Below are 19,956 nucleotides of genomic sequence, written 5' to 3'. Positions count from 1 at the left end.
CATGGTTGAGCGCGATGCGCAGCAGCAGCTCGCCGAGCTGCTCGAGGCACGCCTTCAGGGCGGCTCCGACACCGGCGGCGTGGGCAAGTACCTGCTCCACCGGGCCAAGCCCCATCTTCCGCCGTGGCTGGGCATGGGCGGCATCGGGTTGGCCGGGCTGCTCGGTCACCTCAAGTGGGCCGACAGCGTGCCCGCCGCCACCGGCCTCACCCTCACCTCGGTGGCGGTGACCGCGGGCGCGTATGTGATCGGGAAGACAACCAGCAAGCAGCGGCGCATCCACTCCGCCATCACGACCGCGCTCGGCTCCGGCTGGCTCACCGCCGCCTGCCTCGCCGGCCCCTCCGCGGGCCCGCTCGATGACCTGTATCTGATGGCGGGTCCGGCGGTGGCGGTCTCGTGGAACGTGCGCCAGTTCATGCGGCACAACCCCGATGGCTCTGGTGAGGGCTCGGATGCGGGGCTGCTGGAGAAGATCGGGCTGGCGCGGGCGAAGATCGGGGCGGCGAAGGTGGAGGCCAACCGGGTCTCCGCCCCGCTCGCCCTCTCGCCCGGTGAGCAGACCAACGAGGACGTGACCAAGGCGCTCGGTCGCCTCGCTTCCGCCCTCGACCTGCCCACCAGCGCGACGCGCTACGTACCGAGCCCGGACTCCGCGCGCCGCGGGGAGCTGGTTATCGTCCCCGAGGACATGCTCGCCGAGACCGTGCAGTGGGTCGGCCCGTCCAGCGTGGGCGGCTCGATCGCGGATCCGCTGGTCATCGGCCGCTACGACGACGGCGCCCCGCTCATGCTGTGGCTGCCCGGCGATCCGGAGAAGGGCCGCAACAGCACGCACGTGCTCGTGGCGGGCCAGTCCGGGTCGGGCAAGGGCGACGCCGCGCTGAACCTGCTGACCGAGATCCTGTCGCGGCGTGACGTGATCGTGTGGATGTCGGATCCGAAGATGTTCCAGGACTTCGGCGCGCTCAAGCCCGCCCTGGACTGGGCCGTTGAGGGCGGCACCGGCACGGAAATCATGGTCAAGGCCGTCGAGACGGCGATCCCGATGCGCACCAAGTGGCTGGGTGAGCACGGGTACCGGCAGTGGTCGCAGGCCGCCGCCGGCGTCCAAAACGACCCCGCCCACACCTGCCGCACCGACGGTCGGGCGTGCGGCTGCCCCGGCATGCCTTTCCTGGTCACGTGGATGGAGGAGGCCGCGAACACGCTGCGCGCGCTCGGGGACGACGCGTTCACCGGGATCGCGCAGGAAGCCCGCTCCGCCGGTATCTCGCTGGTGGTCTCGCTGCAGCGCCCCTCGTACGACCAGATGTCGACGAGCACGCGGGCGTCGCTGCCCTCGGTCGTCGCGCTGGGCTGCGACCCGCGCGACGAGGGGTTCTCGCTGCCGGATGCGGTCATCGACCAGGGCGCCCACCCGGGAGCCTGGGGCAACCGCCGCCCCGGCTACTGCTACGTCGTCTCCCCGGGCATCGACGAGGGCCGTTACCCCTCGCCGGGCCGCACACAGCAGTTCACCGTGCGGGCCGTGCCCGCCATGGAACAGCTCGCCGCGTGGGCGCAGGCCAACGGCGCACACGCCGATGCCCACACCGCCAAGGCGGCCACCGCGGTCGCCGGCACGCACTACACCGGCCGCTCCGGCGCCGACGCGGACACCACGGCACCCGCGGCCGGTGCGGGCCGCCATGCGGCGCCGTACGAGGCGGAGGAGGACGCCATGGACGACAGCCTCTACGAACTCCTCGTGGACCCCGAGGACGCCGACATCGACCCCGAGCAGGAGCTGCCCGACGCCCAGCCCGGCGACGAGCAGCCGCTGTTCGGCGCGGAGACCGGGCGCAAGCCGTCCCCGGAGGAGGCCCGCCGGCTGTTCGCCGCCGCGCTCTCCGAGTTCGAGCAGCAGGGACAGATGATCGTCGGTCCGAAGGACTTCATGGACTGGTGCGACCGCAACAGTCTGTCCCGCCCCTGGGTCTCCGCGCGTCTCAAGGAGGCCGCCATGGAGGGCCGGTTGGAGCCGACGAACACCACCGGCCGGTGGCGCATCGTCCCCCGCCCGGAGCCGATCCTGACGGCCGCCTGACACCTGACACCGCCTGACACCGTCACGGCGGTCTGACACCAAAACCCCTAGGCACAGGCGCTGTCAGTAACGCGTGACGCCTCACGCTGACAGCGCCTGACGCCTGCCTGACACCCATGCGCGCGCCCGCCCGCACCCTCGCGGGGTGCGGGCCCGCGCGCCCGGAACCAGGAGCCCACATGGCACACCCCGAGCGGCCCACCGCCGCGCTGGAAGTCCACCACCCGATCCCTCTCGTCCCGACGTCCGCGGCGCCCGCGCCGGTGCCGGCCGTGCAGCCGGCGTCCGCGGTGCAGTCGGTCGTGCTGCCCGACGGGCGGGTCGTCACCGGCTACAGCCTCGCGCCAGCCCCGCTGCCCGAGGCGCCGGCGGCGCGGCCGGTGTCGCGTACGGCGGTGAACATCGCTCTCACCGGCGTCGGGTTCGCCGGCGTGTGCGGCGGGCTCGCGCTCGCCGCCACCTTCATCGCCGCGCTCGCCGCGCTGGTCCACCAACTCATGATCCTGGCCGCGGTCATCTTCGGCGGCTACATCGCCGCCATCGTCTTCGGCCACCGTGGCGGAGGCGGGGGCACCGTCGTCAATATCCGCAAGGCCGTCATCAAGCGCAACCACTTCCACGGCTAATGAGGTCGCCGCGCGGTTCTACCTGACACACGCGCCAAGGGACGAGAGAGAACGACCTCCGTAGGTCCTCGAGCGTCATCCCACCGGGTAGCCCGAAAACCCCTCTCCGTCGGCGAAGATCAGATGAAGACCAGAGCTCTCGATCAGGTCTCGCAGATCCTGCCCCGGGTCTTCCGGGAGCAGGACGGCCGACTTCAGCCCCTCGTCTACGTAGCGGGCGGCATGACGCCGGTAGTCGAGCAACTGCCCGACAGCGAGCCGGACCGCCTCACGATCAGCGCGACCCTTCGCCTCGTACAAGACGTTGCCGGTCTGGTCGTAGGTGTCCGTGCGCAACATGCGTCCCTCCACCGGCAGGCGAAGACGACCGTACTCGTGTCCCTGTGCCTCCAAGAACGCCTCAAAGCGAGTCCGCAGCAGCGCCTCGCGCTGAACCACCTGGCGCTCAGCTGCCAACACAGAGCGGAGGGTCTCGTCAGTAGCAAGCTTCTCCGGGGGAGCTATGCCCGGCGTCACCGCAAGTGCGGCACCAAACTTGGACCACAGGTGCTGCTCGCCTTCGGCACCGGGCGGAGCAACTTCTACACCACCGGGAGCCATCGGTGCGGAATCTGCCGCATCGAAGACCAGCGTGTGCCCAGGTGCCGCGCGAAGCCTGAAAACCACGACACGACGCAAGTTGCCCTCAGAGTCATGGTTCCAGCGCACCTCGAACGGCTCGATCGGATCAACAACCACCTGTCCGATGTAGCGCTGCCACTTGGTTCGCGTGCCCTCAACGAAGCCATCGGCAACGAACAAGTGCGCCTCGCGGCCATGAGCCGCGTGGTTCAACAGGGAGCCGTTGACGCCACCGAGGTGCTGGTCTCCGACGGTGCCAGCACCGGTGTAGAGGAACAGCGGCCCGAACTCATCGTCTGCCGCGCGCCCATCGAAGGTGTAGCCGTACTGCGCGCCGGACTCGTGGTCGGAGTAGACGAACACGCGGCTCGAGCGGACAGCGGGCACGATCCCACCCTGATCGGCTCCGCCGTAGGCCTCCTGTACCTCAGCGCGCGTAGTGATGGTCGTTCCCGGGATCAACTGCAGTTCCTCATTCGGCATGCCCAGGACAGTACGACCCACCACTGACATCGCTCCTGGACAAGCCAAAGGCGGCCCCCTCGTCTCGCCAAAGTCGCGGGGCCGCCCTTGTCAGCCAGCACTCACCAGAGAACTGGAGGAATCCAGCATGACGCAACCTGCCGACATCCGGCGAGAGCGCCTGCACCGGTACGGCATGAACGAGCACCACTACACCGCCCTCGACCTCGCGGCCTCCGGCTTCCCGGCCCTGCCGTTGCGAGCCGGGAAGGTGCCGTTTGGCAACTGCCCCCGATGCGCTGGCAATGCGTGCGGCGGCCGGCCGAACATGAAGTCCCCCGGCCCCTGCCAGTGCCCGGCCCCCTGCCATGCATGGGCTGCCGCATCCACCGATCCGGACGTCATCAACTCCCGACCGTGGCGGCGCGCATGGGCGATGGCCGCGGCGGTCGCCTACCACCCCGGCGGAGGCGGGCTGACCGTGGTCGACCTCGACGACGCCGATGCGATCGCCTGGGCCCGCGAGAACCTACCGGCAACCCAGACCGTGCCCACCACCCGCGGGGAGCACTGGTTCTACCGCGGGCGAATGCAGTCCGCCAACGGCGTGCGCCCGGGCGTGGACATCAAATCCACGATGTCCTACGCCCGCTGGCTCGGCTTCGGCACCGGCGATATGGCTCCCCTACCGGACGCCGTGCGCGCCCTCGTCGTGAAGGAGTCGGCCACGGCCCGACCGATGCCGCAGGCAGTCGCCGGGCTCGCTGCGGCCGGCGGCGGGCAGTGCCGGCATCGCACGCCGACGTTTCTGGAGCGGGGTCTCGCCATGGCGGAGCAGCGCATCGCCGGCGCCACCGGCGGCGTGCACGCGACCGTCTACGCCACGTTCCTCGCCGTGCTGTCCACGCACGGCCGGTGCGGCTGTCTCACCGACGCGCATGTCGCCCGGCTGTTCACCGCCGCGCAGGCCAAGGGCGAGTCGGCGCGGCATTGCACGGAGGCGTGGAATAACGCCCGTACCCGGTTGGGACTGTGACCACGCATGTCTGACGACGACAAGACCCCGGCCCGCGAGGTCATCGCCGACTACGCCCAGGCCCACTTCCGCTACTTCCGCACCGCCGACGGGACCGTGTACGCCCAGCGCAACGGCCACCCCGTCGCCCGCCCGATCCGCTCGCAGGGCACCACCGGCAGCCACCGCCAGGAACTCATGGTCGGACTGTTTAGGGACGGATGCGGCGTCTTCAACGGCACCGCCCTCAAGGAGGCGCTGGACCTGATCGAAGCGCTCGCGCTGACCGAGGAGACGCAGGCCGTGCACATCCGCGTCGCGCCCGGCTTCGACGGGTCCACGTGGCTGGACCTGGGGCGCCACGACGGACAGTCGGTCCGCATCCACCCCACCGGCTGGGACATCGCCGTACCCGACCCGGCGGAGGTGTGCTGGCGGCGCACCCAGCTCACCGGCGAACTCCCCCTGCCCGCGAAGGACACCGAGGGAAAGGGCATCGACCTGCTGCTGCGGCTGTGCAACTTCGCAGGCGCGGAGACCGAATGCCTCGCTCTCGCGTGGCTGATCGGTTGTCTCGGTCCGTCCGTGCCGGTGCCGGCGCCGTTCCTGACCGGGCCGCAGGGCGCGGGCAAGTCGACCGGCGGCCGGATGCTGGTGCGGATCATCGAGGGAATGAGCGGAGACCTGCGCCGCGCCCCGAAGGACGAGGAGAACCTGACCGCGGCCGTGGCCGCCGGCTGGGTCACCGCGCTCGACAACCTCTCCCACCTCACCCCGGACCTGTCGGACGCGATGTGCTGCATCGTCACCGGAGCGGAGAACGTCAAACGCGCCCTCTACACCGACGGAGACGTGGTGCGGGCCCGCTACCGCCGCCCCCTGCTCATGACCGGGATCGACGTCGGCGTCATCCGCCCCGACCTCGCCGAACGGCTCCTGCCGCTCCGCCTGGAGCGGCCCAAGGTGCGGCGCACGGAGGCGGAGCTGTGGGCGGAGTACGAGGAGATCCTTCCCGTCGTCCTCGGCTCCCTCCTGGACCTCACGGTCAAGGTCCGCGCGGCCGATGCCGAGATCCCCACCGACCTGCGCATGGCGGACTTCGCCCACCTGTGCGCGCAGCTCGATGCCGCCACCGGCTTCGGGGCGCTGGAGGCGTACCGGCGGAGCCTGGACGACCTCAACGACGACGTGATCGAGGGTGACCTGCTCGCGCAGACCGTTCTCCAGCACGCCGCTGGCATCGAACCGGGCGGAGAGGAGCGGATGACGTCGGCGGAGTGGCTGTACAACCTCACACGGCTCTACGTCGGGGAGGACTGCCGTCCCCTCCCGAAGGGCTGGCCCACCACGGGCAAGGTGCTCTCCGACCGCCTCAAACGCCTACAGCCCACCCTCGCCGCCCGCGGCGTGTTCATCGACTGGGGCCGCACCAAGACGGCCCGCTACATCGAGATGACCCGCCCGCCCGCGCCGCCCGAGCCCGAGCAGGAGCAGGTGTTCTGACCCGCGGGCAGCAGCGGCCGGCCCTCAGGAGCAAGAAGAGCACGCCGCGCCGGTAGTGCTCTTCTTGCAGTTCGGCGGCTCGCCGCCGCCCGAAGGTCGTGCCGCGAAGCGGCTCCTTCTACGCCCTTCGCTTTTCACTCGCGCAAGCGCGCACTACCAACAGACACCCCCTCTCTTGTCCTAAGGAAAGAGACCCTGCGTCACCCGCGTCACCACGGGACGGAAAACGGCCCCGGACCTGCCGGAACGGTGGTGACGCAGACCGCCGAATCCTGCGTCACCGTTCGTCACCCGCGTCACCGATGACGGCGCGCCTGCGTCACCGGTGACACGCTCCCAAACGCCTGCGTCACCACAAAACCGCAGGTCAAAGGTCGATGGTGACGCAGGTGACGCGGTGACGCAGAAATCTCCACCTCGGACACACGCGTGGGCCAGCCCCGCTAACCACCTTCACTCGCAGACTCTGCCACTCCCGGAGGCAGCCACGTGCACACAGCCAAAGCCGCGGCCCCCGAAGCCCTCACCGTCCCTGAGGTCATGAAGGCCCTGCGCATCAGTCGCTTCAAGGTCTACGACCTCATCCGCTCGAACGAACTCCACAGCATCACGATCGGGCGGGCCCGCCGCATCCCGGTCGACAGCCTGCGCGCCTACATGCGCGACCGATTGGAGGAAGCTGCCTGATGGCCAAGCGACGCGCCAACGGCGAAGGAACCATCACGAAGCGCAAGGACGGACGCTTCCAGGCCGCCGCCTACGTCTACCGCCCCGACGGGACGCGAACGCGGAAGTTCGTCTACGGCAAGACCCGGGAGGAAGTGGCCGACAAGCTCACGGAGTTGCAAGAGAAGACCCGCCAGGGCATCCCCGCTGCGTCGTCCACGATGGCGTTCGGCGACTACCTCACCTACTGGCTCGCCATCATCGCCCCGGAGCGACTCAAGCCCTCAACCCTGAACAGCTACGAGGGGTTGGCCCGCCTCTACATCCGGCCGGCACTCGGCAAGAAGCGGTTGAACCGACTGTCTCCGGCAGACATCCGGCGCTTTCTCACGACGTTCAAGAGTTCTTGCCTGTGCTGCCTGCGCGGCGCCGACTACGAGCGCCCCGAGGACAAGCGCGGGTGCTGCGCCGTGGGCAAGTGCTGCAAGCGCCTCCCCTCCGCGCGGACGGTGCAGTACATCCATGCGGTGCTGCGGTCCGCACTCCAGCAGGCGATGCGCGAGGAGCTGATCGCGCGGAACGTCGCGCGCATCGTCGAGACGCCGACCGTCACGCCCAAGGAGGTACGACCGTTGGACCCCGCTGAAGTACGGCTCCTGCTCAAGACGGCTCGCCCCCACCGGCTGTACGCGCTGTGGCTCCTGCTCGTCTCCACGGGCCTGCGCCGAGGCGAAGCGCTCGGACTCACCTGGTCGGACATCGACCTCACGAACGGCCAGCTCCGAGTGCGACGCAACGTGCAGCGCATCCGGCGGGAGCTCCTATTCGGGACACCTAAGACCACGCGTTCCATCCGCACGGTTCCGCTACCCCGGCACCTCGTGCGGGCGCTCACTCAGCATCGTGAGCAACAGGAGCGGGAGCGCAAGGTGGCGGGGAAAAAGTGGCAGCCTGCGCCCGGTCAGCCGGAAGGACTGATCTTCACCACGGTCACCGGGCGCGTGACCGACCCCCGGAGCCTGAACCGCATGCTCACCATCCTGTGCCGGGACGCGAACCTGCGGCGGGTGCGCGTTCACGACCTGCGCCACACCTGCGCCTCGCTCCTGCTCTCACAGGGTGTGGACGCTCGCACGATCATGGAAACGCTCGGGCACAGCACGATCACGATGACGCTCGACACCTACGCGCACGTGATGGACACGACGCTGCGGGCCGCAGCGGAGCGCATGGACGACGCGCTGAATCTCGATGACCCCGAGCAGGGTCCAGAGGGGGAGGAGAAGGGCGACTGAGAGCGGCTTTCCGGCCGCGTTGATGTCACCCGCTGATGTCAAAGGCCCCGTCCGGAGAACCGGCGGGGCCTTTGACCTGTGTGCACTCGGCAGGATTCGAACCTGCAACCTTCTGATCCGTAGTCAGATGCTCTATCCGTTAAGCTACGAGTGCTTGTTCTTTCTTTATTTGTTGTCTCCGTTCCCGGCCTTTCGGCCCGTCCCGGCGACAAGAAGAACATTACATGACTGCCGCCGCCATGTGAAATCCGATTCCCCCACCCCCTCTGACCTGCAAAAACGCTCCTAGCCCCCCGCTCGGGCAAGCCGCTCACCGGCTTGGAGCCGCACGGCATCGCCGCAGTTCGGGGGGTCGCCGTGCAACGCTTCCCAACGAGCGTTGTGCACCGCGACCCACAAACCGGCCGCCCACGCGATCTCCCGCTCCTCCGCGGTGAACCCATGCCCCCGGGCCTCCTCATAAGCGGCCAGGAACGCGGCAGAACTCTCGACCGGCGCCAGCGTCGGCGGCGACTCACTGCTGAACGCCCCGGACGCCGCTCCCACGAGCGCCGCCTCCGGCTGCCACGCCAGGCTGTCCCAGTCGTGCACGGCCCACAGCTCACCATCACGCCAGCGAAGGTTCTGCGCCTCGAAGTCGGCGTGGCCGAGGACGCATGGCAACTCGGTGGCGAGCAGTCGTGTCCGGGCCCGGTCGGCCGCCTCGACGACGTACGCGGGTACGGCACTCTGGTCCCGCTCGTCCAGGAAGTCGAGAGCCGGCCACGTGCCCGCGTCCGTGTGGTCCCAGCGCACCCAACGCGGGTTCGGCAGCGGCGGTGCCACGGTCGCGTCGGCGAGTTCGGCCATAAGACGCGCGAACACCTCCGCGTAGCGCGCGGCGATGTCGGGCGAGTTGCCGCGCAGCGGTTCGCCGCCGGGCCGGGACTCCTCGGCGTGCACGGCCGGCGCGCCAACGCCGACCACGGGCGTGAGCGGCCGGGGGCACGGAAAGCCCCGCTCGGCCAGCCGGCTCTGCGCGGCGAGGCACGAGACGGCCCGGCAGTCCGTCGCATGCCATGACATCGACTGTGCCGGCCCGGAAACGACTCAGGGAGCCCGTGTCATGAGACTCGGGCTCCCTGGGTGAGGGCGGAGGCGGAGGGATTTGAACCCTCGATGGGGGGTAAACCCCAAACCGCATTAGCAGTGCGGCGCCATAGACCGGACTAGGCGACGCCTCCAGCACAGTCCCTCCCGCGCGGTGCGCGAGTGGGTGCGTGCAGATGATGACACAGCTGAACGCCGCGTCACCAATCGCCCCCCACGGTACTAGGCGGGCAGGCCACAGGGCAAAGCCTGGGTGTCGGGCGCAACGTCGGGACGGGGTCGGGCGTTGAGCACGGCATGTTCATGCGCATCCCTTCCCGCGTCCTCGGCTCCGTCGCCACCGTCGTCGGCCCCCTCGCCCTGCTCACCGCCACGCCCGCCACCGCGGACACGGACCCCGTCGGCGGGCTCGACCGCCTGACCGTCACCGTCTCCGACTCGGAGAACGGCAGCGACGGAACGTACGAGCTGGACTGCAGGCCGGTCGGCGGGACGCACACGGATCCCGCCGCGGCCTGCGGGCGGCTCGACGAGCTGGAGGCGCAGGGCATCGACCCGTTCGCCCCCGTGGCCGACGACGCGCGCTGCACCATGCAGTACGGAGGACCCGCCACCGCCCGCATCACGGGGAACTGGCACGGCCGTCCGGTGGATTCCTCGTACGCGCTGAGCAACGGCTGCGAGATCTCCCGGTGGCAGCGGATCGAGCCCGTGCTGCCTGCGACGGGGCCGTGACCCAGGGTCCCGTGGTCACAGGGTCGTGACGCGGCCCGCTCGGGATCCCCACATCCTCTACGTGGGCTCCGTCGCATCCGGCGCCGCTCGTCCGACCACTGCCCGTAGACTCCCTCCCGTGATACGCCGTGGGCCACGTCGCAGGAGGGTCCGCGCGGTCGGCAAGTCGCAGTAACCAGGGAGGAACCGTCGTCGTGAGCAGCAGGCCATCCCGAGGCGCTGCTCGCCTCGCAGCCATACTTGACGCGCTTCCGGACGGGCTGTTGCTCGTCAACACCAACGGAACCGTGGTCAACGCCAACTCCATCGCCCTGGAGTCCTTCGAGGCTCCGGGCACGGCACTCGTGGGGCGCGGCCTGCTCGACCTCCTGCCCGAGTTCGACTCGCGGCTGATCCCCGGCTCCATGCGCCGGCCGGACACCGTGACCGACGAACGCGGGCGGACCAAGCCGACGCGGATGACCGCGCGGCGCACCGACGCGAGCGAGTTCCCCGTCGAGGTGACCTCCGCCAATCTCGCCGACAGCGCACGCGACGCGGTGGACCCGTACGGCACCGGCGGCGGCCAGGGCTACAACGGCTCCGAGCTGCTCATGCTCGTCGTGCGCGACCTGTCGGGCGCCGTCGACACCGAGGCCGAACTGGCCCGTTCGCAGCGGCAGACCGAGATGATCCTGCGGGCCGCTTCGGAGGGTGTCGTCGGGACCGACACCGACGGCCGGATCGTCCTCGTCAACCCCGCCGCCGCGCAGATCCTCGGCTTCCGCGCCAGCGACCTGGGCGGCCAGGAGCTGCACCCCCTGATCCTGCACTCGCGTCCGGACGGAGAACCGTTCCCGTACGAGGAGTCCCCGCTCGCCGACACGCTGCGCTCCGGTCGCAAGCACCGGGTGCGCGGCCAGGTGCTGTGGGCGAAGGACGGCGCCAAGGTGCCCGTCGACATGACGACGGCCCCGGTTCGCGACGGCGACCAACTGGTCGGCGCCGTCATGACGTTCGCCGACCGCCGCTCCGTCGAGAAGCTGACCGTCGAGCACGCCGAGGAGATCGCGCGCCGCGACGAGGCCGCCGAGAAGGAGCGCGAGGAACACGCGGCCGAGCTGAGCCGCATCACCGAGGAGAGCGCCGCCGAACTGCGGCGGGTCACCGAGGAAAGCGCCGCCGAGCTCGACCGGGTCCGCGAAGAACTGGGCTCCGAGCTGGCCTCCGTGCGCGAGGAGCTGACCGGCGAACTGGCCGCCGTCCGCGAGCAGCACGCCGAGGAGCTGTCCGCCGAGAAGGAGCGCGGCGCCGCCCTCGCCGAGCGCGAGAAGGACCGCTACGAGGCGCTGGCCGCGCGCCACTCGCAGCTGCTGGCCGTCCTCGGGCAGTCGCTGCGCGGTCCGTTGGACGAGCTGCGGCACGAGCTGAGCCAGCTCGCCGCCGACGACGCGGGCCAGCTGTGGCCCGAGGCCAACCAGGTGCTGCACCACCTGGCCGCCGGCTACTCGCGGATGACGACGCTGGTCGACAACGTGCTGGCGTACCAGACGCTGGACGAGGGCGGTTCGCTGCTCTCCCGTACGAACGTCATGTTCGACGCCGTCGTGGCCGCGGGTGTCGACGGTGCCGTCGAGCTGATCGGCCCCGGCCGGGTGCAGTTCGCCGTGCACGCGCCGCCGATCGAGGCCGAGGTCGACGCGGGTCGACTCGCGACCGCGCTCGCCCACCTGATCGCCGACGTCGCCGGGATCGACGCGACCGGCAACGCCCGGACGCCCGCCACCTCCGGCTACGTCGACTCGACCGTGGTCGTCGCCGCCGCGCAGCGCGGTTCGAACGTGCGCATCGAGGTACGGGGCCCGTACGCGGGCGGCGACCCGGTGCACGGCCCGATCGTGCAGGGCATCGTGCGGGCGCACGGCGGCGTGCTCCAGACGCACGAGGTGCCGGGGATGAGCGGCAGCGCGTACGTCCTGGAGGTGCCGATCGGTACGGGGGCGGGCGCGGGCGCCGTTCCCCCGCCCGCGCCCGAAGAGGCCCCGGTAGAGACGCCCGCGGACGTGCCCGTCGAGGGCGCCGAGGCCGCCGATTCGCAGGACGCGTCCCCCGAGGCGAGCCCGAACCTTCCCGCGCAGGCCACCGGCGGTGGCGGCGGGCGCCGCAGGGCGCGGCGGGCCGCGACACGCTCCACGGACGCGTTCCTGGAGAGCAGCGTCACGGGCGGCGGGCAGCAGCCCGCCCCGTCCGGCGGCACGGGCCGCAGGCGTGGCCGTCCCGCCCAGGAGGAGGCGGCAGCCGCTGCCCAGGGCTCCGTGGTGACGTCGGCCGAACACAGCTCTGGCTCCCCGGCGTTGGGCGACACCGTTCCGCCGCAGGGCGTGCCCGCGCCGACCGGGCGCAGGGCCCGTCGCGCCGGGCGCCCCGAGCAGGCCGCGCTGCCCGCGCTGCCGTCCGCGCCCTCCCCCGAGAGCGGTGCCGAAGCGGCGCAGGGTGAACTGGAACTGGCCGGTGCCGCCCAGCAGCCCACCGGCCGACGGGCGCGGCGTGCGCTGCGTGCCGCGCAGGAGGCCGCGAACCAGCAGCAGTCGGGGCCGCGCGAGGTGTTCGCGCTGCCGCCCGCCGCGGCCGACCGCGCGCCGGGGCCTGAGGCACAGCCCGCGGAGGCGCAGCCGGCCGCCGCGTCCGGTGACCTGACGCAGGCCGCTGCCCCGGAGGCCCCCGCGCCGCAGCCGCAGCCCCTCCCGCTGCCGGACGAGGCGCACCAGCACGACACCGCTGAGGCGCATCCGGCCGCCGACCACACGCCGCCGCAGCCGCACCCGGCCCAGCCCACGCCTGCCCTCGGTACGCCGACGGCCCCGCAGGCCCCGACGGGTGGCGCCGGTTTCGCCCTGCCGCCGGAGACCGCTCCGGAGGCTCCGGGGGTCGCCGCGCCGCAGGACGACGACCAGGCCACGGGACAGGCAGGAGAGCAGACAGGGGAGCAGCCCGCCGCGCCCCAGGCGGAGGCCAAGCCGCAGCCCGCGCCCCAGTCCCAGCCCCAGCCCGCCGCGCCGGAAGCGGCCCCGGCGGCCCCGGCGGCCCCGGCGGCCCCGGCGCAGGCCCCCGAGCCGGCCGAGGCGCCCGAGACCCCGGAACCCGTGCCCGCCCCCGCGGCGCAGCCCCAGAGCGCCCCGATGCCCGCCCCGGCAGCGGAGGCGCCGGAGGAGCAGGAGCCGGAGACCCCCGAGCCCGCCCCGCAGCCGCAGCCCCAGCCGCTGCCCCCGCAGGCCCAGCCCCTGCCCGCCGAGGCCCCGAAGCCGCCGCAGCCGCAGGCCCCGGCCGGGGACACCAACTCGACGCAGGGCCGCGCCTTCAGCGTGCGCACGCTCGGCCAGGGCGTGCCCTTCGGACGCCAGGCCGCCGCCCGCCAGCGCCAGCAACAGGCACAAGCCCAGGCACAGGCACAGCCGCAGCCCCCCGTCCAGCCGCTCCCGCCGCAGGCCCCGCCGCGCCCGAACGCGGCCCCCGCGCCCGCGCCCCAGCAGGGCCAGACGCAGGGCGGCTCGGGCACGCTCGGCGGTTCCGGGCGGCGCCGCAAGCTCGGCAACCGGCAGGAGCGCCAGGAGCAGCCCGGCACCGCCGCGCCGCAGCCCCCGCAGGCCACTCCGGCGCAGGGCACCCCCGCCCCGGGCACGCCTGCGCAGGCCACGCCCGCCCACGGCACTCAGGCCAGGCCGCACCCGCAGCCGCCGCTCCTCTCGAACGCCTCCGAGGGCAGCGGTCGCGCCTACGCGATCGGCGCGCCCGAGCAGGACGGCGTCGAGGGCCCGGAGCCGCTGGACGGCCCCGGGGGCGCCGTCGAGGTCGCCAACCGGCCGCAGCCGATGCCGATGGACGACGAGCTGCCTCCGGAGCCGCTCGACAACCCGCGCCGTCTCCTCGTCTGGCCCGCGCCGGACATGGCGACGCAGCAGGCGCTGAGCGACCGCGGCTACCGCCCGGTGACCGTGCACTCCCGTGAGGAGGTCGACGCGCAGATCGCGGCGTTCCCCGCCGCCCTGTTCGTGGACCCGCTGACCGGGCCGATCACGCGGACCGCGCTCCAGTCGCTGCGGCAGGCGGCCGTCGCGGCCGAGGTGCCGGTCCTGGTGACCGCGGGCCTCGGCCAGGCCACGCGCGAGGCCGCGTACGGCGCCGATCCGGCCGTGCTGCTCAAGGCGCTCGCCCCGCGGGACAGCGAGCAGCACCCGCCGCGCGTGCTGCTGATCGAGGAGCACGAGGAGATCGCGCTCGCCCTGACCGCGACGCTGGAGCGGCGCGGGATGCAGGTCGAGCGGGCCGCGAACGACGCGGACGCGGTGGCCATCGCCTCCGAGCTGCGGCCGAACCTCGTGGTGATGGATCTGCTCCAGGTGCGGCGCCGCCAGGCCGGCATCATCGACTGGCTGCGCGCGAACGGGCAGTTGAACCGCACGCCGCTCGTCGTCTACACCGCCGCCGTCGACCACACGGACCTGTCGCGGCTCGCGGCGGGGGAGACGGTGCTGTTCCTGGCGGAGCGTTCGACGAGCGCCGAGGTGCAGGGCCGGATCGTGGACGTACTGGCGAAGATCGGTACCAACTGACCCGAGCGTCCTGAGCCTCGACGGCCTCAACACACGGACGGGGGCGGCCCTTTCGGGCCGCCCCCGTTTCACGTGAAACAGGCCGTCAGAGCTTCGTGACGTCCAGGTCCCCGTCCGCGTACTGCTTGCGCAGCACCTTCTTGTCGAACTTGCCGACGCTGGTCTTCGGGACCGTGGGAATGATCGTCCAGCGCTCGGGGAGCTGCCACTTGGCGACCTTCTCGGCGAGGAACGCGCGCAGCGTCTCGAAGTCGGCGCTCGCGCCCTCCTTCAGGACGACCGTGGCGAGCGGGCGCTCGCCCCACTTGTCGTCGGGAACGGCGACGACGGCGGCCTCGGCGACGTCGGGGTGGGACATCAGGGCGTTCTCCAGGTCGACGCTGGAGATCCACTCGCCGCCGGACTTGATGACGTCCTTGGCGCGGTCGGTGAGCGTGAGGAAGCCGTCGGGGCTGATGGTGCCGACGTCGCCGGTCTTCAGCCAGCCGTCCTCGCTGAACTTGTCCTCGGGGCGCATCGGTTCACCGTCGGCGCCGCCGAAGTACGCGCCCGCGATCCACGGCCCCCGTACCTCCAGCTCGCCCGCGGACTCCCCGTCCCAGGGCAGCTCCTCGCCGCCGGGGCCGGTGAGCCGCCCCTCGACACCGGCCGGGAAGCGGCCCTGCGTGAGCCGGTACGCGAACTCCTCCTCGCTGCCCGGGGCGGCCTGGGCCGGGGGACGGGCGACCGTGCCGAGCGGGGAGGTCTCCGTCATGCCCCAGGCGTGGCAGACCCGCATGCCCAGCTCGTCGAAGGCCTTCATCAGCGAGGGCGGACAGGCGGCGCCGCCGATGGTGACCTGGGTGAGCGTGGAGACGTCGCGCGGCTTGGCGGTCAGCTCGGCGAGCAGGCCCTGCCAGATGGTGGGGACGGCGGCGGCGTGCGTGGGGCGCTCGGACTCGATCATCTCGGCGAGCGGCGCGGGCTGCAGGAAGCGGTCCGGCATCAGCATGTTCACGCCGGTCATGAACGTGGCGTGCGGCAGGCCCCAGGCGTTCACGTGGAACTGCGGGACGACGACGAGCGAGGTGTCGGCGTCGGTGAGGCCCATCGACTGCGTCATGTTGACCTGCATGGAGTGCAGGTAGATGGAGCGGTGCGAGTAGACGACGCCCTTGGGGTCGCCGGTGGTGCCGGAGGTGTAGCACATGGCGGCGGCCCGGCGTTCGTCGAGCTCGGGCCAGTCGTACGTGGCCGGCTTGTCCGCGATCAGCTCCTCGTACTCGTGGACCTGGGCGGAGGCGCCGTCGAGGACGGAGCGGTCGCCGGGGCCCGAGACCACGATGTGCTCGACCGTCGGCAGCTTGGAGAGCAGCGGGGCGATCATCGGGAGCAGCGAGCCGTTGACGAGGACGACCTTGTCGGCCGCGTGGTTCACGATCCACGCGAGCTGATCGGCGGGCAGCCGCAGGTTGAGCGTGTGCAGGATCGCGCCCATGCAGGGCACGGCGAAGTACGCCTCGACGTGCTCCGCGTTGTTCCACATGAGGGTGGCGACGCGGTCGTCCTCGCGGACTCCGAGGTCGTCGCGCAGGGCGTTCGCGAGCCGGTGGGCACGCTCGGCGGCCTCGCGGAAGCTGCGGCGGTGCGGCTCGCCCTCGCCGGTCCACGTGGTGATCTGGGACGAACCGTGCACCCGCGCGCCGTGTTGGAGAATGCGGGTCACGGTCAGCGGTACGTCCTGCATCGTGCTCAGCACGGCGTCCTCCCGGTGGGCGCTACGGAGCAGTAGGGTTCCGCCGATTCTCACTGCATACCACTCGGTATGTCACTACTTCCGGGAATGATCGATCACCGAATCACTCGGGGAGCGCCGCTGGTCACGCCGTGTGCCGCAGTTCCGGATCCTCGCGGAGCTTGCCGAGCGCGCGCGACACAGCGCTCTTCACGGTGCCGATGGAGACGCCCAGCACCTGGGCCGTCTGGGCCTCGCTCAGGTCCTCGTAGTACCGCAGGACGACCATCGCCCGCTGCCGGGCGGGCAGCTTCGTGATGGCGCGCCACATGGCGTCGTGCAGCGCCTGCTGCTCGGCCGGGTCGCCCGCCGGGGTCTCCCGGTGCTCGGGCAGCTCGTCGCAGACGAACTCGTCGACCTTGCGCTTGCGCCACTGCGAGGTGCGGGTGTTCAGGAGGGCCCTGCGCACATAGCCGTCGAGCGCCCTGTGGTCCTCGATCCGGTCCCACGCGACGTACGTCTTGGTGAGCGCGGTCTGCAACAGGTCCTCGGCGTCACAGGGGTTCGACGTCAACGACCGGGCGGTGCGCAGCAGCACGGGCTGGCGGGCCCGGACGTACGACGCGAAGGACGGGTACGTCGCGGGTGCCGGGCGCGGCGCGGGCTGGGTGCGCTGCGCGGCCTCGGGTGCGCTGCTGCGGACGAGCGCCAGGGTTGCGGTCATGGCTCCACGCTATGAGCGCCCCCTACTTCCGGGGATCGGCCGGAGGTCCCGAAGCGGCGTCCGCCTCAGGTTGTACGAGGGGTGCTGCCCCCACCTCCTGAAGGTGGAGCCGGGGGCGGGGCCCCTTGGGGGACGGCCCTGACCTCCACCCGGGGACCACGCCCCCGGGTCAGCCGTCCGCGCCCAGGACCAGGCCCGATGTGGGAACGCCGGTGCCCGCCGTGACCAGCGTGGTCGCCGCGCCGGGTATCTGGTTCACCGCCGTGCCCCGCACCTGGCGCACGCCTTCCGCTATCCCGTTCATGCCGTGCAGATACGCCTCGCCGAGCTGCCCGCCGTGCGTGTTGAGCGGCAGCCGCTCCTCCGCCACGAAGGAGGCCGCCTCCCCCGGCGGGCAGAAGCCGAACTCCTCGAGCTGCATGAGCACGAACGGCGTGAAGTGGTCGTAGAGGATACCGACGTCGATGTCGTCGGGCCCGATGCCCGCCGTGCGCCACAACTGCCGGGCCACGACGCTCATCTCGGGCAGGCCCGTCAGATCGTCGCGGTAGAAGCTCGTCATCTGCTCCTGCGCCCGGCCCGCGCCCTGCGCCGCCGCCCTGATCACCACGGGCGGGTTCGGCAGATCGCGGGCCCGCTCCACGCTGGTCACGACGATGGCCTGCCCGCCGTCCGTCTCCTGGCAGCAGTCGAGCAGCCGCAGCGGGTCGACGATCCAGCGGGAAGCGGCGTGGTCGGCGAGCGTGATCGGCTTGCCGTGGAAGTACGCCGCCGGGTTCGTCGCCGCGTACTTCCGGTCGGTCACCGCGACATGGCCGAACGCCTCGGGGGTCAGCCCGTACGTGTGCAGATAGCGCTGCGCCGCCATCGCGACCCAGGAGGCGGGGGTGAGCAGCCCGAACGGCAGGTTCCAGCCGAGCGCCGCGCCCTCCGCCGACGGCTCCCTGTGCTGCACGCCCGAACCGAAGCGCCGGCCCGAGCGCTCGTTGAAGGCGCGGTAGCAGACCACGACGTCAGCGACGCCGCTCGCCACCGCGAGGGCGGCCTGCTGCACGGTGCCGCAGGCCGCGCCGCCCCCGTAGTGCACCCGGGAGAAGAAGGACAGCTCCCCCATGCCCGCGGCCTGCGCCACGGTGATCTCCGGGTTGGTGTCCATCGTGAACGTGACCATGCCGTCGACGTCGGAGGGGGACAGGCCCGCGTCGTCGAGCGCCGCGTGCACCGCCTCCACGGCCAGCTTCAGCTCGCTGCGCCCCGAGTCCTTGGAGAACTCCGTGGCGCCGATGCCGACGATCGCGGCCCGCCCGCCGAGCCGGTCCTTCTCGCGCACGCTCATGCCGCGCTCCCTTCGGGGGTGCTGACGGTGACCGTGCCGGTGACGTGGTTGCCCAGGCCGTTCCTGCCGACGACCCTGACCTGCGCCGTGTCCCCCTCGACCTCCGTGACCGAACCGGTCAACACCATGGTGTCGCCCGGGTAGTTGGGCGCACCAAGGCGTATCGCCACCTTGCGCAGCACGGCGTCGGGGCCGAAGTGGTCGGTGATGTAGCGCCCCACCAGGCCGTTCGTCGTCAGGATGTTCATGAAGATGTCGGGGGAGCCCTTCTGGTGCGCCAACTCCGCGTCGTGGTGCACGTCCTGGTAGTCGCGGGACGCGATCGCCCCGGAGACGATCAGCGTCCGTGTGATCGGGATCGTCAGGGGCTCGAGCTCGTCCCCGACCTTCGCACCGCGCCCTGTGCCGCCCTTCACGCGGCCTCCCCTCCGTCGCCCGCGACCGCTCCCGAAGCGATCAGTCCGCCCAGCTCCTCCAGGAGTTCGGGCCCGCAGCCCAGACAGCCGTCCAGCTGCCGGCCCCACAGGAAGTGCCGGTGCACCGGGTGGTCCAGGTCGGCGCCCATGCCGCCGTGCAGATGCTGGCCGGTGTGCACGACCCGCTTGCCCGCCTCCGATGCCCACCAGGCGGCCGTCAGCGCGTGGCTGTCGTGGCCGAGCCCCGCGTCGCGCCGCCAGGCCGCCTCGTACGCGGTGACCCGGATCGCCTCGATGTCCATGTACGCCTCGGCGGCCCGGAGCTGGACTCCCTGCTTGGCGGCGAGCGGCCTGCCGAACTGCTCCCGCTCATTGGTGTGGTCGACGGCTCTGGCCAGCGATCCCGCGCAGACCCCGGCCTGCAGCCCGGCGAACGCGGTCCGCGCGACCGCGAGCACGTCCGCGTACGCCTCGGGCCCGCCGATCCGCTCGGCCTCCGCCCCTTCGAGCACGAGCCGCCCCGCGGACCAGGGCGCCGTCAGCTCGACCGGCTCACACCCGGCGTCCTCGGCCCGCGCCATCCACAGGCTGTGGACATCACTTCCGGTTCCGCCGCGCACCGCCACCAGGACGTGCGTGGCGTCCCGCAGCCACGGCACCCACGGCACCGCCCCGCTCAGCCGCGCCCGCCCGTCCGGCAGCGGGTCCACCACGATGCCACCGCGCGCGGGCAGCGCTCCGCACGCCACGGCCGAACCGTCGAGGAACCCCGGCAGCAGCCGCTCCCGCTGTCCTTCCGTGCCGTGCGCCGCGACCGCGAGCAGCCCGTACACGCAGCTCGCGGCGAACGGCACCTGAGCCGTCGTCCTGCCCTGCTCCTCCAGCATCAGGACGAGCCCGAGCAGCCCGGTCTCCTCCACGGCGCCCAGCAGGCCCGCCGCGCCCAGCTCCTTCCAGAGCTCGCCGTCCGTGCCGCCGCCGAGGCCCGCGAGCCGCTCGGGCGTGGACAGATCGCCGAAGATCCGCGCGGCGAGGTCCCGCGCCGCCTCCTGCTCGGGGGTGGGGGTGAAGTCCAT

The 19,956-nt window shown here is 72.0% G+C and carries 15 protein-coding genes and 2 tRNA genes; 8 read left to right on the top strand and 9 right to left on the bottom strand.

The features are described from left to right. Position 1 precedes the first annotated feature (1 nt). Both traB and ACTWJ8_RS20600 read left to right on the top strand, forming a co-directional pair. Positions 2-2,089 carry a plasmid transfer protein TraB gene (gene traB / locus ACTWJ8_RS20605; RefSeq protein ID WP_443259969.1) on the top strand — a complete coding sequence of 696 codons (2,088 nt, stop codon included), beginning with the start codon at positions 2-4 and terminating at the stop codon, positions 2,087-2,089. 179 nt (positions 2,090-2,268) lie between these two features. After that, on the top strand, positions 2,269-2,715 hold the full coding sequence (locus ACTWJ8_RS20600; RefSeq protein WP_443259968.1) for a hypothetical protein: 447 nt from the start codon (positions 2,269-2,271) through the stop codon (positions 2,713-2,715). Between the two features lie 75 nt (positions 2,716-2,790). Here ACTWJ8_RS20600 and ACTWJ8_RS20595 read toward each other — a convergent pair whose 3' ends face one another. Further along, positions 2,791-3,819: a hypothetical protein gene (locus ACTWJ8_RS20595; RefSeq protein ID WP_443259967.1), complete on the bottom strand. Its 1,029-nt coding sequence runs from the start codon at positions 3,817-3,819 to the stop codon at positions 2,791-2,793. Positions 3,820-3,946: 127 nt separating this feature from the next. On the opposite strand from ACTWJ8_RS20595, the gene ACTWJ8_RS20590 reads away from it, so the two are divergent. The 4 genes from ACTWJ8_RS20590 (at position 3,947) to ACTWJ8_RS20575 (ending at position 8,277) form a co-directional block, all read left to right on the top strand. Continuing rightward, the gene (locus ACTWJ8_RS20590; protein WP_443259966.1) at positions 3,947-4,834 is read left to right on the top strand and encodes a bifunctional DNA primase/polymerase; all 888 of its coding nucleotides are present in this window, start codon (positions 3,947-3,949) and stop codon (positions 4,832-4,834) included. A 6-nt stretch (positions 4,835-4,840) separates the two neighbouring features. Further along, a complete protein-coding gene (locus ACTWJ8_RS20585; RefSeq protein WP_443259965.1) occupies positions 4,841-6,316 on the top strand; it encodes an ATP-binding protein in 1,476 nt (491 codons plus the stop codon). Between the two features lie 489 nt (positions 6,317-6,805). After that, entirely contained in the window at positions 6,806-7,003 is a 198-nt protein-coding gene (locus ACTWJ8_RS20580; RefSeq protein ID WP_443259964.1) for a helix-turn-helix domain-containing protein, read from the top strand. Next, positions 7,003-8,277: a tyrosine-type recombinase/integrase gene (locus tag ACTWJ8_RS20575; RefSeq protein ID WP_443259963.1), complete on the top strand. Its 1,275-nt coding sequence runs from the start codon at positions 7,003-7,005 to the stop codon at positions 8,275-8,277. The genes ACTWJ8_RS20580 and ACTWJ8_RS20575 overlap by 1 nt, the downstream gene beginning before the upstream one ends. 81 nt (positions 8,278-8,358) lie before the next feature. Here ACTWJ8_RS20575 and ACTWJ8_RS20570 read toward each other — a convergent pair. The 3 genes from ACTWJ8_RS20570 to ACTWJ8_RS20560 form a co-directional block, all read right to left on the bottom strand. Continuing rightward, positions 8,359-8,431 (bottom strand) — tRNA-Arg (locus tag ACTWJ8_RS20570). Positions 8,432-8,562: 131 nt separating this feature from the next. Next, entirely contained in the window at positions 8,563-9,342 is a 780-nt protein-coding gene (locus tag ACTWJ8_RS20565) for a phosphotransferase (protein WP_443259962.1), read from the bottom strand. A 67-nt stretch (positions 9,343-9,409) separates the two neighbouring features. After that, positions 9,410-9,500, bottom strand: a tRNA-Ser gene (locus ACTWJ8_RS20560). A gap of 163 nt (positions 9,501-9,663) precedes the next feature. Between ACTWJ8_RS20560 and ACTWJ8_RS20555 the strand changes: the two genes are divergently transcribed. Both ACTWJ8_RS20555 and ACTWJ8_RS20550 read left to right on the top strand, forming a co-directional pair. Further along, entirely contained in the window at positions 9,664-10,101 is a 438-nt protein-coding gene (locus tag ACTWJ8_RS20555) for an SSI family serine proteinase inhibitor (RefSeq protein WP_356386319.1), read from the top strand. A 194-nt stretch (positions 10,102-10,295) separates the two neighbouring features. Beyond that, complete coding sequence (locus tag ACTWJ8_RS20550) at positions 10,296-14,690, top strand: PAS domain-containing protein (RefSeq protein WP_443259961.1); 4,395 nt, start codon at positions 10,296-10,298, stop codon at positions 14,688-14,690. Between the two features lie 85 nt (positions 14,691-14,775). Here the strand turns inward: ACTWJ8_RS20550 and ACTWJ8_RS20545 are convergent, their stop codons facing one another. The 5 genes from ACTWJ8_RS20545 to ACTWJ8_RS20525 form a co-directional block, all read right to left on the bottom strand. Next, a complete protein-coding gene (locus tag ACTWJ8_RS20545) occupies positions 14,776-16,428 on the bottom strand; it encodes a long-chain fatty acid--CoA ligase (RefSeq protein WP_356386325.1) in 1,653 nt (550 codons plus the stop codon). Positions 16,429-16,549: 121 nt separating this feature from the next. Continuing rightward, a complete protein-coding gene (locus tag ACTWJ8_RS20540; RefSeq protein ID WP_356386328.1) occupies positions 16,550-17,128 on the bottom strand; it encodes a SigE family RNA polymerase sigma factor in 579 nt (192 codons plus the stop codon). Positions 17,129-17,297: 169 nt separating this feature from the next. After that, the gene (locus ACTWJ8_RS20535) at positions 17,298-18,464 is read right to left on the bottom strand and encodes a lipid-transfer protein (protein ID WP_443259960.1); all 1,167 of its coding nucleotides are present in this window, start codon (positions 18,462-18,464) and stop codon (positions 17,298-17,300) included. Next, positions 18,461-18,880: a MaoC family dehydratase gene (locus ACTWJ8_RS20530; protein WP_356386333.1), complete on the bottom strand. Its 420-nt coding sequence runs from the start codon at positions 18,878-18,880 to the stop codon at positions 18,461-18,463. The genes ACTWJ8_RS20535 and ACTWJ8_RS20530 overlap by 4 nt, the downstream gene beginning before the upstream one ends. Beyond that, the gene (locus tag ACTWJ8_RS20525; protein WP_443259959.1) at positions 18,877-19,956 is read right to left on the bottom strand and encodes an acyl-CoA dehydrogenase family protein; all 1,080 of its coding nucleotides are present in this window, start codon (positions 19,954-19,956) and stop codon (positions 18,877-18,879) included. The genes ACTWJ8_RS20530 and ACTWJ8_RS20525 overlap by 4 nt, the downstream gene beginning before the upstream one ends.

The sequence above is a fragment of the Streptomyces sp. SDT5-1 genome (assembly GCF_052245995.1).
Classification (GTDB): Bacteria; Actinomycetota; Actinomycetes; order Streptomycetales; family Streptomycetaceae; genus Streptomyces.
Note: the sequence above shows the minus strand (reverse complement) of the source record. Positions and strands in the feature narration are given on the sequence as shown.